Origin of the sequence: Sphingobacterium sp. HMA12 (assembly GCF_002933815.1) — a bacterium.
Taxonomy (GTDB): domain Bacteria; phylum Bacteroidota; class Bacteroidia; order Sphingobacteriales; family Sphingobacteriaceae; genus Sphingobacterium.
Genome location: NZ_BEYR01000001.1, coordinates 170,100 through 185,527 on the forward strand (window position 1 = coordinate 170,100; position 15,428 = coordinate 185,527).

At 37.7% G+C, this 15,428-nt stretch carries 13 protein-coding genes; 7 read left to right on the forward strand and 6 right to left on the reverse strand.

From position 1 onward, the window contains the following. Window positions 1-528: 528 nt before the first annotated feature. A complete protein-coding gene (locus HMAT_RS00730; RefSeq protein ID WP_104380916.1) occupies window positions 529-1,593 on the reverse strand; it encodes an NADH:flavin oxidoreductase in 1,065 nt (354 codons plus the stop codon). A 111-nt stretch (window positions 1,594-1,704) separates the two neighbouring features. Between HMAT_RS00730 and HMAT_RS00735 the strand changes: the two genes are divergently transcribed. From HMAT_RS00735 to HMAT_RS00765, 7 genes are all read left to right on the forward strand, one after another. Continuing rightward, complete coding sequence (locus tag HMAT_RS00735; protein WP_199768509.1) at window positions 1,705-2,046, forward strand: helix-turn-helix domain-containing protein; 342 nt, start codon at window positions 1,705-1,707, stop codon at window positions 2,044-2,046. A gap of 144 nt (window positions 2,047-2,190) precedes the next feature. Further along, window positions 2,191-2,784: an RNA polymerase sigma factor gene (locus tag HMAT_RS00740; protein ID WP_104380917.1), complete on the forward strand. Its 594-nt coding sequence runs from the start codon at window positions 2,191-2,193 to the stop codon at window positions 2,782-2,784. Between the two features lie 99 nt (window positions 2,785-2,883). Next, window positions 2,884-4,026, forward strand: a complete 1,143-nt coding sequence (locus HMAT_RS00745; RefSeq protein WP_104380918.1) for a FecR family protein — start codon at window positions 2,884-2,886, stop codon at window positions 4,024-4,026. 89 nt (window positions 4,027-4,115) lie between these two features. Next, window positions 4,116-7,778, forward strand: a complete 3,663-nt coding sequence (locus tag HMAT_RS00750; protein ID WP_104380919.1) for a SusC/RagA family TonB-linked outer membrane protein — start codon at window positions 4,116-4,118, stop codon at window positions 7,776-7,778. Window positions 7,779-7,790: 12 nt separating this feature from the next. Then, the gene (locus tag HMAT_RS00755) at window positions 7,791-9,239 is read left to right on the forward strand and encodes a RagB/SusD family nutrient uptake outer membrane protein (RefSeq protein WP_104380920.1); all 1,449 of its coding nucleotides are present in this window, start codon (window positions 7,791-7,793) and stop codon (window positions 9,237-9,239) included. A gap of 80 nt (window positions 9,240-9,319) precedes the next feature. After that, window positions 9,320-10,510 carry a DUF255 domain-containing protein gene (locus HMAT_RS00760; RefSeq protein ID WP_104380921.1) on the forward strand — a complete coding sequence of 397 codons (1,191 nt, stop codon included), beginning with the start codon at window positions 9,320-9,322 and terminating at the stop codon, window positions 10,508-10,510. A gap of 7 nt (window positions 10,511-10,517) precedes the next feature. Then, window positions 10,518-11,666, forward strand: a complete 1,149-nt coding sequence (locus tag HMAT_RS00765; RefSeq protein WP_104380922.1) for a TlpA disulfide reductase family protein — start codon at window positions 10,518-10,520, stop codon at window positions 11,664-11,666. A gap of 66 nt (window positions 11,667-11,732) precedes the next feature. Here HMAT_RS00765 and HMAT_RS00770 read toward each other — a convergent pair whose 3' ends face one another. The 5 genes from HMAT_RS00770 to HMAT_RS00790 form a co-directional block, all read right to left on the reverse strand. Further along, window positions 11,733-12,476, reverse strand: coding sequence for a hypothetical protein (locus tag HMAT_RS00770; RefSeq protein WP_104380923.1), 744 nt, complete (start codon window positions 12,474-12,476; stop codon window positions 11,733-11,735). 16 nt (window positions 12,477-12,492) lie between these two features. Next, a complete protein-coding gene (locus tag HMAT_RS00775) occupies window positions 12,493-13,023 on the reverse strand; it encodes an NADPH-dependent FMN reductase (protein ID WP_104380924.1) in 531 nt (176 codons plus the stop codon). A gap of 247 nt (window positions 13,024-13,270) precedes the next feature. After that, window positions 13,271-13,804: a GNAT family N-acetyltransferase gene (locus HMAT_RS00780; protein WP_104380925.1), complete on the reverse strand. Its 534-nt coding sequence runs from the start codon at window positions 13,802-13,804 to the stop codon at window positions 13,271-13,273. Between the two features lie 138 nt (window positions 13,805-13,942). After that, the gene (locus HMAT_RS00785; RefSeq protein WP_104380926.1) at window positions 13,943-14,314 is read right to left on the reverse strand and encodes a hypothetical protein; all 372 of its coding nucleotides are present in this window, start codon (window positions 14,312-14,314) and stop codon (window positions 13,943-13,945) included. Window positions 14,315-14,444: 130 nt separating this feature from the next. Beyond that, on the reverse strand, window positions 14,445-15,383 hold the full coding sequence (locus tag HMAT_RS00790) for a hypothetical protein (protein WP_104380927.1): 939 nt from the start codon (window positions 15,381-15,383) through the stop codon (window positions 14,445-14,447). Window positions 15,384-15,428: the final 45 nt, after the last annotated feature.

Below are 15,428 nucleotides of genomic sequence, written 5' to 3' on the forward strand. Positions count from 1 at the left end.
AATTTTTTCCCCTGATATTAAAATAATTGATAGCGACAATTTTCATTCGTTGAAAGATAACATGAAAATTTAAGCTACCATCAAATGGGAGGAAAATTAACCTGTTTCTGTTTCTAATATTTATCCAAAGTTAGTCATTAAGCTTCTTTATCGTAGTTGTTTGACTGATAGGATGTTAAAAATTAGATATAGCTATTAATGGTTCAGACCTTTATGTAATATCTTATGTATGAGCATTTCAATTTCTTTTGCATGAGTGACTGTCATAAAATGACCAGCTCCTTGAATGATGAAAGTCGGGGTGATATTTCTCATTGAAATTAGCCGGTCTTTATTGCTGTGGATATGAATTAAATTGTCGGGGGTTATTAGACCAAGGAAGTATATATGAGTTCTTAAAAAAAGACAAGATACCCAAACGTGAATGGGTATCTTGTTTTATCCATAAAAGTGGATATTCGTCTTTTATGGATTTTTAGCATATAACTGTTAATATGAATTATTAGAATACTTGGCGCATTGATCTAGCTAAGACAATGTTGCTAAGCTTTTGGACTCAAAGGTAGATAAGTCTTCGAACTGTTCTGCTTGAACTTTCTTTACCCAATTCGGATCTTGCAAAATTGCCCGACCCACTGCAACCAAATCGAAGTCTCCTCTTTCATATCGACGTACCAGTTCATCCAGTGAAGCTGGGGATGACTTAAATTCTGAATTTGTAAATACTTCACCAAAATCTTTGTCGAGTCCTACCGAACCTACCGTTATTGTCGGTTGACCAGAGATCTTTTTCAGCCATCCGGCGAAATTTAAATCACTACCCTCAAATTCTGGTTCCCAATAACGTCGTTGACTTCCATGGAAAATATCCACGCCCGCATCAACTAATGGTAAGATCCAGTCTTCCATCAGCTTTGGGGTAGGGGCTAATCTCGCAGTATAATCTTGCTGTTTCCATTGTGATAGCCTGATGATAATTACAAAGTCAGGTCCAACGGCTTTTCGCATTGCTTTCACTACTTCGACAGCAAATCTGGAACGCTGCTTTATTGTTTCACCACCGAATTCATCTGATCTGTGGTTCATTCCCTCCCAAAAGAATTGATCAATCAAATAACCATGTGCGGCATGTATTTCAAAGGCATCGAAACCTAGCTCTTTGGCAGCTTTTGCAGCATCAGCATACGCTTGAATAGTATTTTCTATATCCGCCAAAGTCATTGTATCAGGACTTTCAAAAGCTGCCGGCGGAGTCCACTGCATTGGTGTATACCCTACATGCCATAGTTGAGGAGCTATTTTACCTCCTTTCGCGTGGACAGCCTCGACAATGTTTTTCCAGCCGTTTAATGCTTGGTCTCCATAGAAATTTGGAATATCCTTTAAGTTTTTAGATGCAGGCCGCTCGATTACAGTTCCCTCGGTTAGAATCAAACCAACGTCTCCGGCTGCCCGCCGTTCATAGTAACCTGTAACGATATCTCCAGGGATTCCGTCAGTAGAAAATGCCCGTGTCATGGGGGCCATGACGAAACGGTTTTTTAATACAAGATTTTTGTATTGGAATGGACTGAAAAGTGTTTGTATGCTCATTTTTTTATATCATTTACGAATTTCTTTACAAAGATATTTTAAATAGTGTATTTTTGTAACTATTGATGGTATAAAGTAGTTACCTTTGCGTAACTATCAAATGTTTTGACAATGAAAAGAACTGATTTTAAGAAGTGTTCATGCGCGATGCAACGCTCTATGGGAATTTTGGGAACAAGGTGGAAACCTATTATTATATACACACTAAGAGATCGAAAAGCCCGATTTGGACAACTCGATGCATTGATCGAAAATATTTCAAGAAAAGTACTGACATCTTCGCTAAAAGAATTGGAGGAAGATGGCATTGTTTTGAGAGAAGAATTTAAAGAGTTACCTCCTCGGGTGGAATACGCTCTGACTGAAAAGGGAAAGGCACTTATTCCCATTATGTGTCAGTTAGCAAAATGGAATGAGGAATATTATGAGGAGCCTGCGCCGTTGATATTATAAGAAATAACAAGTACTTGACTTTTTTTGGATTATATATACTGTTTTTTACTGAAATGTAATAGCAAGAATATCTATAACTAACAGAATATGAAATTTTAAACCCAGACGGTTCATATTTATTTAAAATTTAGGTAATATTGAATTGTGAAAAACAAGGTAAATCAAGAACACAATAAACAAGATTTCATCGAATCTTTTCGTGAAGGTGAAAGAGAAGGATTGAAGTTCTTATATAAAACCTTTTATAGTCCAATGTGTTATTTTCTCGAAAAAATGAACTTGGATAAAGTTATTATTGAAGAAATTGTCCAGGATGTGTTTTTAAAGCTATGGGAAAGACGGAGCGATTTTAATCATTTTGAGTCGATCCGGAGTTTTTTATATACAAGTTGCAGAAACGCGGCACTTAATCGGATTCAACAACATAAGAGATCACAACAGCTTGCTAATAACTATATCACACAGCTTGATCTGATAGACTTGCCTGTCAGCCATCAAATGATCTATCTAGAAACGCTACGTGAGATTCACGATGCAATAGAGACCTTGCCAGAACAGTGTCGACATGTAATATACAAGCTGGTCGTAGAAGATTTAAGCCCACAAGAAGTTGCGATTTCCTTAGGTATTACCACAAGTACTGTATACAATCAAAAGAAAAGAGGAATTGAACTTCTCAGACAAAGGCTTAGACCTGATCAGTTTTTTTGTCTACTGTTACTCCTTCTGTATTATTAGGTTGTAAATTATAAATTTGATTTTCAGTTGATTATAAAAATATTCCCCATCTCTTTAGAGAAACGAAATCAAAATATTGTTTTAAGTATATAAAGCAATATGGAGTTTACACCCGAACATATCATCTGTTTATTGAGTAAGTCAAAACTTGAGGGACTAAGTGACGACGAGCAATTACAATTAGATTCTTGGCGGCTCAATGCGGCTTCGAACCGAGAAGTATGTGATATGTTGGATAACAAGCAGATGTTGGACAAAGATTTGAAGGGCTTATATGCTTACGATTGGGAAGCATCCTTTGAAACTTTTGAACAGGAGCATCTGAGTGCTCCAAAAACTATATTCCCTTTCAGCAGGATTTGGTCGTATGGAATCGCTGCAGTACTAATTGGTACGTTAACATTATTTTTTGTTCGTTACCTGACGGATGCTGGATACCAGGCAAATCCAGACGTAAAAATCCTCCCTGCCAGGACCGCAGGTACAATCTACCTGAAAAATGGAGATTCGATCGCTATTTCACCTAAAGATACTGTATTGTCTTTCGCTACTCTACCCAAGAACCTGAGTAAGGGGAATGATAGCTTACTTATTTCTACCCCAAAAGGTGGTAAAATGGCCGTTCTCTTACCAGATGGTACTAAGGTCTGGATGAATGCTGAGACCCAATTGGATTATTATGAAACAGATAGTCTCAGACAGGTTCAATTGATCGGTGAAGCTTATTTTGAAGTAGCAAAGAAATACTTCTCCTCAGGAGAATTATCACAAGTGAAACCATTTAAAGTTCAAACCGGAAATATTCATGTGACGGTATTAGGTACGCATTTTAATGTTAAGGCAAATAAAAGTCTAAGTGACTTTAGGGCTACCTTATACGAAGGAAAAGTGAGGGTTCAGCAAGGAGAAAGGCAGATTATTTTATCTCCTGGAGAGGAGGCATATATCAATACTGGTCATATCCAACGTAGAACCATAGATACTGAAATCGGTAATGCATTGAAAGATGGTTATTTTATATTCAACTCTGAACCGCTGTCCGTTATTATGGAGGATATTTCTGTTTGGTATAACGTCAATGTGGTTTACCTTGATAACGAGATAAAGTCGGAAAAATTTGAAGGGATGTTGTCTCGTAATAGCCGCTTAAAAGATATTATCAATGTACTAGAGAGTACAGGAAAAGTCAATTTCAAATTTAAAGAAAACACGATTTATGTAGATAAAAAGCAATCTAAATGAAAAGACGAAGCCCTAAACGCTTGCAACAAATAGGGCTTCTGGTCAAGCAATTCTAACTGTAACTGAATTTAATTCTTAACCTAAAACAAATGTATAAAAATTATGCAGAAGTTTGTCGTGCCCTACACGGACAAGCAGAAATTATGAAAAACAGCGATCGGATAGACTTTTGGGGAAGGTCGCATTGGAGAGGAAATATTATGCGTGTATCGCTTACTACCATTATGATGTCCTGTTGTTTGCTTCATGTCGGAGCTAAAACTTACGGACAAAGTGTATCTATTCATGAAAAATCTGTTTCGTTGAGAAAAGTCTTTTCGACAATCAATAAACAGACTGGCTACTCCTATGTATGGGCAGCAAAGACTATTGATCCAAATACGAAGGTTCAGCTCAATGTTGAAAAAGGAACATTGAATGGCACACTTGAAAAACTATTGAATGAGCTGAATCTTAGTTTTGAAATTAAGGGAAAGATAATCGTTGTACGTGAAAAAGCCGAACAAGGGGGAATTGTTTCGAATTACAATAGTTTATCGGATCAAAAGATCCTGATCAAGGGCTTTGTTGTTGATGATAACAATCGTCCATTACAAGGTGCGACCATCCGTGTCAAAGGTGTACCACAAGGTACGACTACAGATCAAAATGGGTATTTTGAAATCAGTAGCGTCAGTGCAAACAGCCTGTTGGAGATTACGATGGTCGGATTTTCGCCACTTTCACTACCTGTAAAATCTGATCTTGGAACAATTAGGCTGCATGCAATAGATGCGCAATTGCAGGAGGTTAATGTAACCGTAAATACAGGGTATCAAAAGATCAGTAAAGAGCGCGCTGCTGGTTCTTTCGCGCAAGTGACTGCCAAAGATATGGAAGGACGATTGCAACCGAATCTATTAGATCGGATTGATGGACTGCTTCCTGGCCTGAATTTGATTCGTAACACCTCCAGCCCCCAAAATGAAAAAAATAATCTTGGTATTGAAGTGAGGGGCCGTTCGACAATTAATGCGCAGGCCGCACCTTTAATTGTCGTTGATGGTATGCCTTATGAAGGTGACCTCACTGCTATCAACCCCAATGACATTGCTTCTATCACTGTTTTAAAAGATGCTTCAGCTGCATCAATCTATGGTGTACGCTCATCCAACGGTGTCATCGTTATTACAACGAAGATTGGTACGGCAGGCAAAACGAAGGTTGATTATAGTAATACCTTGTCTTTCCGTGGTCTCCCAAGCCGGAAGTATCTTAATCAGATGAGCAGTTCAGAGCTGGTTGATTTTCAAAAACAGATGTTCAATTATAGATCAGGTGATTATGCCGCGATCGATCCCCGGAAATCAATGAACGACGTTTATCGAATTCTTTATAATCACAAAGGGGGAGTGATCTCCGAAGCGGAAATGGAAAAACAATTGGATGTCTATCGTAATCGCGATCGATTTAGTCAAATGGAAGAATTTCTGAATACGACCCGGTTTGATCAACAGCATAATTTGGCTATCTCTGGTGGATCAGATCGTTACACTTATCACTACTCCCTTAATTATACACAGCCAGGTGACTATAACAAAGGAAGGGCTACGAATAAAGAGTTAGGTTTCAGTCTGAAAAATAATTTTAGAGTAACTGATTGGTTTAATTTTAGGGCCAATATTTTAGGGAAAAACCAAAATAGAGAGGGCGATATCGGCTTTAATTTCTATGACAATTATATTGGTTTCAATGAGAAGTATGTTGGTACGAAAGCATCCTATTTCTTATTGCGTAATGAAGATGGTTCCCCGGCTCAATGGTACGGATCTAAATCTCAATTTGAGATAGATCGACTAAATGGACTAGGCCTGGAAGACGAAACTTATATACCACTAAACCATGTTTCAGCTGTGCATGAAAAGTTCTATAATAAGTACATTAATTTCAATTTTTCGGCCAACTTTAAGATTATTAAAGGGTTGGATTTTGATCTATCTTATCAAAATGAACGAACCGAAGGGTATAAGGGTACAATCAATAGAAAGAATTCCCAATCGGTTGCTGGTATGGTCAATGATGCTACACAGATTGGAAAAGACGGGGTGATTAAACGTAATATACCGCAAGGTGGGCAATTTTTTGAGCAACGCAATGATGTCAATAGTTATACCCTTCGTGGTCAATTCAGCTATCAGAATAATATCCAGGATAAACATGAGATCGTCGCTATCGCCGGTGCGGAACGGAGGCAGATTCACAATCGCTATACCAATATTTATAAATATGGTTATGATGAGAGTAGTTTAGCTTTTAAAGGAATTAACGAAGAATTGTTTGGTATAATGATTCCAAATACCCAGGCACTGTTCAATAGTTATACTATTTCCAGAAATAAAGATGAGGGCTTCCGTGATGTAATTGATCGATTTGTCTCTTTTTATGCGAACGGGTCTTATACATATAACAAAAAGTTGACCTTAAGTGGAAGTATACGGATGGATCAATCCAACCTCTTCGGTACGGATATCAAAAATCAATATAAACCGCTATGGTCGATTGGCGCACTGTATCAATTACCAAAATTAAATTGGGAACCATTAGATCGCTGGGCAATACGGATGACCTATGGGGTGAATGGAAATGTACCAAAAGATAATGGACCATATTTGATTTCAAGAGTAGGTAAATCTGTTAACCCGTATAGTGGTGAATTACAGGCGACAATTGACTCACCTCCAAATCCGTTATTGCGCTGGGAACGCACATCTGTATGGAATGCCGGACTGGATTTTTCCTTATTTAAAAATAGACTTTCAGGAAATATCGATTTCTATAATAAGAAAACAACAGACTTGTTGGGTAATACACCTTTGGATCCAACATTGGGGTGGGATGTCGTGCTGCTCAATTATGGAGATATGCAGAATCGGGGTATTGAATTGGGACTTAATGGTAAAATTATTCAACATGAACAATTTAGTTGGAATAGTACCCTGAATTTCAGCTATAATAAAAATGAGATCACGAATCTTTTTGTGGAGCAAAATACACCTTATTATTATTACTATATGCCTCAAAATCGTGTTGGGGTGCCTATGGGAAGTCTATATAGCATCGATTACGCGGGCTTAAACGAAAAAGGAAGACCCTTGGCGAGAAAGGCCGATGGCAGCTTGGTCGAAAGTACACAGCAACTGACAGTCGACGATCTCATTTACGAAGGAACAACAATACCCCCATATAATGTTTCTTTCAGAAATGGATTTAAATACAAAGATCTGACCCTTTCTTTTATGTTTATTTTCAATGGCGGACATGTGATGCGCGGTGTTCACCCGGAGTTCTTGAGCAAATACGCCGAACTGAATTATAACAGTAACTTCGATAAGCTTTGGTTGAATTATTGGAAAAAACCAGGCGATGAAAATAATCCTGATATTGCCCCAGCGTTCATTTCAGCTGCCTCTGGTAATATATCGGACATCTATAATGCTGCACATAAATTTGTACAAAAAGCAGATTACATTAAGTTGAGAGATATTTCCCTGTCTTATAATTTTCCAAGCAAATGGATTGCACCGACCAAACTGAGTTATATCCGATTGACTGGACAGGTATTGAATGCTTGGCGTTGGGCAGCTAATAAGGAGAATCTGGATCCAGAAGCTTGGGTAGGTTATACAACAGCGACGAGTACAAATATGTCAGGCCCTAGTCGTGGAATCACAGCTCCGGTGGTTTATAACTTGGGAGTTTCTGTAGGATTTTAAAAAGAAGATATCATGAAAAAAATATACATAGGATTGCTATTTGGCTTAATGACGTTAAGTAGCTGCAATAAATACTTAGATATAAAACCCAAGGGATTTACTATTCCCGAAAATCTTAATGACTACAAATTATTATTAAATGATCAGGGATTAATTAGTGCTTCTCCAGTTTATCCCAATTACCTAACAGACAATCTACAGTCTGGCGATCCTCAAGACGTACAATCTGCGGCTAGTTTTGATTACTATGATTATGTTAAGAAGCAGCTTTATAGTCTCGCTCATGGTGCAATTTTTGAGGATGGCCAATATGATCCTTATTGGGAGACTGCTTATAGCCATATTTTCACCTACAATGTGATTATAAATAATGTGCTGGTGGCCACAGACGGTTCGGAGTCTGAAAAAAAAAGAGTTTGGGCGGAAGCAAAGATCGGCCGGGCATTTGAGTATCTAAGTCTGGTCAATATCTATGCCGCTCATTATGATCCAGCTAATGCGGCTAAGGATTTGGGTGTGCCTCTGGTTCTGAAGGAAGATATTAATCAAAAATATGATCGGGTATCTGTGCAAGCGATTTATGACCTAGTGCTTAGCGACCTTAATGATGCACTACCGCACTTGAGTACAGCACAATCAAACAAATCTCAGGCCGTACGTTCTGTGGGGTATTCTTTCTTGAGTCGGGTATACCTATATCAGGGGAAGTTCAAAGAGGCTTTAGCGAATGCTAAACAGGCGCTAGCTTTGAATAAAAATCTGATCAACTACAACTTATATACAAATAAAGATAAGACAACTTTTGGACGTGTATGTCTCAAGACCGATAATTCCTCACAGTTTCCTGATGCTAGAACCAATATAGAGTCAATATGGACTCGTTCCGGTACAAGTAGCTTAGGCTCTCAAAATGCTGAATTTTATGCATCCAAGGAACTGATTGATACCTATGCAAAAGATCTCCCGGTCGGAGCAAATGATAAGCGTTACGAATTATTTTTCTGTCGTGATCAAGCTTCCTTTGGTCCTAATTTAATTAAATTTCCTGGACGTGTACTTTATGCGCCCTACGTTGACTTTAGTACCGGATTTAATACACCAGAATTATTTCTGATCGCTGCTGAAGCTGCTGCACGTATAGGAAATACGACGGAAGCTTTAGAATTCTTGAATACATTAAGAAATAGTCGTATTGAAAATAATAAAGTATTGACAGCAGGTGATCCGAAAACTGCGCTGCAGTTGGCCCTAGATGAAAGACGACGTGAAATGCCATTTATGGCATCCACTAGACTTATCGACCTGAAGCGTTTGGTTATTGCGGATAACTACAAGAAATCAATTAAGCATCCACTGGCCGATAAAGTATTTGAGGTGGAATCAACAGACCTTAGAATGATACTTCCTGTTCCGCCAAAAGTACTTTCCTTAAATCCTGGAATTCCACAATATGAACGATAAAAAAATATAAATGCTTTTACCTTATCAATCTTTGCCGATCATAAGCAAAGATTGGTTCGAACTTTTAAAGAAATACTTTTATGAAGAAATTATTATTGACATCACTGGCCTTTGTACAGTCTGTGTTATTATTGGCACAAGAACATATCCAATTCCAAAACGTAACCTTTAGGGAAGCGAAGGAATTAGCAAAAAAAGAAAATAAACTGATCTTTTTAGATGGTTTTACTTCATGGTGTGCTCCTTGTAAATGGATGGAAGGGAATGTGTTTTCGCAACTTGAAGTCGCGGATTACTTTAATTCAAATTTTATTAATACCAAGTTTGACTGCGAGATAGGTGAGGGAGTGGATATTGCAAAAAATTATCAGATAAAAAGTTTTCCGACATATCTATTTCTGGATGGGCAAGGGACATTGATCTATAGAACACAGTCCCGTATGGAGGCTGACCTTTTCCTAAAGCAGGCGCAACAGGCGAATGATCCTAATTATCAGATTCCAAATCTACGCAGGCAGTATGATCAAGGAGCTCGTGAATCTAACTTTCTGTTACGCTACATAAAAGTTATGGAACAAACAGACAATAAGGCTGCTAATGATGCAAAAAAAGCGTTGGACAGTATTGCTACTGATGAGTTCTTACGAAGTCCAAATGGTTGGGAAACGATTAAAATGATGGCACAGAGTCTGGAAGACCGTTACGGTAAATTTTTCGAATCAAATAAGGCATATTTTAAAAGCATCGCCTTGGCAACTGAATTTGAAAATAAGGAAATACAGCTCTTGAGATATGCAATGTATGGTTACATCCGTGATAACAAAGCCGTCGAATTTAGAAAGGGGTTGGCTTATTTTGAGCAGTCAAACAAATTAGAACACAAGATTGAAGCTGCAATGTATCAGGTTGAATGGATCGCTGCTCACGGTACAGAAAAAGAGTTTGTTTCGTTGACTGACAAATTGCGAAAAGGACTTCTAAAAGACGAGGACGAGAAGCTTAGTTTTATTGCCCGACGCAATGCCAATGCAAAAGGAGACCTCGCTAAACCTGTTGTCCTTAAACAATGCTACATCCTAGCAAAACAGGCAGTAGAGATCAATCCATCGAGTTATTCCAATCAAGGTACCTTGGCCGATATCTGCATAGCATTGAAGAAAAAGAAGGAAGCAATCAAAGCTGCAGAAGCCGCGAGAGGTTTAGCCGAACTGGAAACTTCAAAAATCATTAAACTGGCAGATGCGCTATTAGCGCGAGCCAAAGCAATTTAACAACCACATGAAAAAAATATTTGCATCAGCTCTTTTGAGCTTATCTATGATTGGAATTGTTGTAGGGCAAAAGCAAGACTTCCGGCTTTCTCTCAACGGACAGGCTCCTTCTCAAGAAGCCAAAGTATTTGTCCGCTATTTTGTTGGTCAAAAACTGAAAATAGATTCTGTCAGTTTAAAATCTTCAAATGTGACTTATAAAGGCCAAATCGATGAACCTACGCAGGTTATATTGTTCTATTCTAAAGATGGGGCTTCTTTTTTCAATAGAAAGGGAACACCCATGCAACGCCTTACATTTTATGTAGACCCTCTTCAGGCTAATACAGAAATTGCTATTAAAGATCCTTTTGAGTCATCTATTGTAAAAGGAGGACAATTGCAAGCTGCTTATCGGAGCTATCAGGAATATTTACGTCCTTATGAAAAGCAACTGATTGCTCAGCAATCCAGACGCGCTGATTTATATCAGGATAAAAATCGAAACGAAGAAGCACTGAGGCAGGTTTCGACAGAGATCGAGAAAATCGAAGAACAGCGTATACAGGCACAGCGCAAATTTATCACCGAGAATTCGGATAATTATTTTAGCTTAATGGCACTTCAGGAGGTTGCGCGGTATGATAATGATGTCAGCCTGATTGAACCTTTATTTCTCAAATTATCTGCTAACTTGCGAAATACAGCAATGGGGGAGAAACTTGAAGGCGAAATCCTACTTGCCAAGAAATTGGGGATTGGCCAACCAGCACCGGATTTCGGACAATTGACACCAGATGGTCGGTTGCTGAAATTATCGGATTTCAAGGGCAAATATGTATTGTTGGATTTTTGGGCTTCTTGGTGTGGTCCGTGTCGTGCCGAAAACCCACATTTAGTTGAAGTCTATAAGCAATTTAAAGGACCCGATTTTGAGATCTTGGGGATCTCACTTGATAAACAAGGAAAGAAAGATGATTGGACAAAAGCCATCGAACAAGATGGTTTGAAATGGCCTCAGGTATCCGATCTAAAGGGTTGGCAAAATAACGCCGCTCAGCTATATGGTATTCAGGCTATTCCGCAAAATTATCTGATATCGCCAGAAGGGAAAATCGTAGGTATTAATTTAAAAGGCAAACAACTAACTGATAAACTTACAGAATTAATTAGATAAGGTAATAATAAGGGGCATTGCAATTTGTAAAGCCCCTTTTCAATTTCAAAAACTCAATTCTCTGTATCAACATCCTTTAGCATAATACCAGAGATTTGAATCACCATCATCATCGATAATTTTTAGCCAACCTTGGATGATGCGTTCGATATTATCCCTGTCATCAAGCTCGGTTTCACAAGGATGTTCTCTATATTTTGTCACCTTGACTTTACACCATTGTCCCTTTATTTCATTGGATAGTTTGATTTCAAATAAATCCCCTCGAATGGCTTCAATAATATCGCTTGAGGTATTTGGTTCCTTTCTGATCCGAAGTCCCGGGTCTTTTGCATAATAACCAAGCACTTTCTCATTTTCTTCCAATAGAAAATTAATCCATGGCTTCGCCAAAAAATACATGCTGTTTAGCTCATTAACCGAAATCCAATAATTTCCTATTTCTGTTAGAACACGAATGAAATTGTCCTGCTTTTCATAAAATGGAATGGCGTAAACTTCATTGCCAATTAATTTGAAATTATCAGTAGAAAGTTTCTTTTTGCCATCAGCTGTTGCTAAATAAATGAAATAGGGGGATTGATTGTCGTCTTCCCGGATTTCCATCTTCAGTTTTCCAATTACTTTTCCATTTGGCGTATCGTGTAGTTTCAATCCATTTTTGGGGGAGAGAATGCAACAATATTTGCTCGTGTAACGTAAAGAGTCTACAGCAGGAAGAAGAAGGCCTGCTTCTTTGGTTTGCGCACTCAGAAAAAATGGCGCTATAGATAGGAAAAAGATACAAATTCTATGGAAAAATCTTAACATATAATAGAAATTTGTGTTATACGAGTTGTTTCTTAAAGCTTTCTATTTTTTGGTTAAGAGCTGTTAAAAGTTCTGGGTTAATGACACCATTGTTCAGATCAAAATTCTCATAGAATTTTGGCAGGGAAAAGGTTTCTTTGATTACAGCACCAAATTGTGGAAAGAATTTTTGTGCCTCGGCCATCACATTTCCACCGCCATAACCGCCTGGGGAGGTGGTCATTAATAACATCGGTTTATCTTGAAACACCTTGACATTTATTCGGGAAGCCCAGTCGAAAATATTTTTAAAAGCAACGCTATAGGAGCGGTTGTTTTCCGCTAACGAACAGATAATAATATCACTTTTAGTAATATTATCCAGAAAATGATAGGCTTCTTCCGGAAAACCATTTTTTTCCAAATCGACAGAAAAAATAGGCATATTATAATCGTTTAAATCAATCAAGTTGATTTCATGCTCACCAAAACTTCTCAGAACAAACTTGACCAATTGTCTATTGATCGAAGTGGAAGAATTGCTTCCGGCAAAGGCAAATATTTTCATGCTATATTTTGTTTAGTTGTCTATAGTCTAAATTTACCGAATTTTTCAATAAAATAATTCGGTATTTCATTATTCGCTCATAGTGTATTCGACAATACAATGAAAGGTCGGTATCCGCTTTTAAAAAAAGCGCCATAGGCCATATTTTAGACTCTTGAACAGCCTATTCTACAGTGAGAATGAAGCAAAACCGTGATTATTGCTGAGAGCGTATGGAAATTAGAATGTTTTTTTGAGCACGTTAATATTATCTATCGTTTCTAAAAATTGAATACAGTGGAATATCATAATATTTTCCATCTTTCTTTAAGTGCTGTTTTAATACGGCCTCTCTTTTCATTCCTATCTTGCTCAGAACTTTTCCAGAAGCTGGGTTATGTGGGAAATACGTTGCAAATATCTTGTTGAAATTCAGCTCACTGAACCCGTAGTCAATCACAGCTTTTGCAGCTTCAGTGACATAGCCTTTATTCCAGTTTGGAATGCCCATCCAATAACCTAATTCGGCTTTATCCGAGCCTTCATCGTGAAGCCCAATGGCACCAAGCAATTTCCCTTTTTTTTCTCGAATTGCGAAGGTGAATCCCTTGTGATTTTTAAAGCTTTCGGTTGATAGTTTCAGCCAAAACTCAGCATCTTCCTTCCGGTACGGGTATGGAATATTCGACGTATAATCAGAAAATACTTTATCTTGAAGATATAGTACAATCTGTGGAATATCTTCCACTGTTATTTTGTCGAGAATAAGTCTGTCAGTTTCTAATCTTGGAAAGTCATTCATCCTTTTGGTATTATAAAACGGTTGTAAATAATAGAATAAGACGTTTTTGTGTTTGAAAAGAATTAAATTTCATTTTCTGGTTGCTTAAAACATGATGAACTAATATAACAATTATGATAGTGTTTTAGTTTAGCCATGTTAGTGGTTCTCTATTAATTCAATATGTCCCTCAATAATCAGTAGATAGAAATTCTCGAAACAATCTTGATATATTTTATGCTCAAGAAGTTTTATTTCTTCGGTAATTCGCTCCTTAGAGATAACAGTATAGTATAATTCGGGATTTGTTTTCATGATCTCCTTGTGGCAAGAAAAATCATGAAGTTGTTTATATAACTCGTTCAGATCCGCAATATCTTCACTGCGATGGTAGGAGGGATGAAACCAAACCCAAAACTCCGACTGATTTTTATAGGGGTGTGGGAGTAATTGGACGGAGGTATTTCTAAATAAATCTCCGGGATGCTTTTTATAGCGAAAATGGGTTGCAGTGGCTTTAATACTATTCATATGGTTAATTCAAGTGAAGATCTAGAAAATATATTCGAGAATAAAGAGTATCAAATTAAATATCGATAAATTTATTTAATAATAAAAATTTATAATTACGAGCATTTGTTTGATTTTCTTTTCCAATCGCTTACATGTTTTTTGTCAGCTGCTCATCAATCCATTGCCCAAGTTCAACACGTTCTCCATAATTCACATGAAAGTACTGACCGTCTGTGGTCATTTCAATTACCCAATTGTCGTCTGCTCGTTGGTTCCTATAGCCTTGTATTGTGTAATACGGAGTAAATGGCGAAGGTCTTCCAATAATTTCAAATTGAATGCTGTCCCAATTTGTCTGATCTGCAGGAAATAACAGCTGGTCAACTTTCGGAATTGCTGTGAACTGGTTTAAACCGTCAAGGAGTATCTGTTCTGCAGAAGTATAGTGAAAAGGGTATGGATAATAAAGTCCCTGATAGTAATAGTCTTTTGTTGAATTTGGAGTTTTACTCCCCTGCACCGATTGTCCTTGCCAGTTGACCAGATATTCTTTGCCTTTGTCATCAGTAGGGGCTACTGTCCAATGTTCACCCCCAGCCTCATAGACCTTTTTGACAACGCCTTCATAGAAAGAAGCATACCCATAGTTAAACATGTCTGCGAAACCTGTTTTTGGATCGGTCAAGAACCTATTATTTATATCGACATAGCCCACTTTACCGTTGCATACATAGCGGCGAATGCCTTCTTGCCAATAATCGGGACCGTTGTCATAAAGGAATGGCTGATATAAAAACTTGCCGTCACGGTCATATACACTACCTACAGATTGATTGGGGTTCATCCGGTCCGTCGCTGAATCAGACAATATATGGTAGAATTCGATAAAAGCTGTAGTTATGGGTTTGTCAAAATCATAGTATCCGATCATCGGAAATTGCAATGCGATAATGGTTTTGCCAGATGTGGTGCGTACACCGACTAAATTACTATCTACAGTGCTAAAGTAATGGAGTTGCTCCTGTGAAAATGATTTGAGAGATAATACGAAAGCAAGAGAAAATAATAGCGACTTGATTTTATCCATTATAAATATGTTTTAAAATTAGTTTTGTTAGCTAGAATAGCTTTA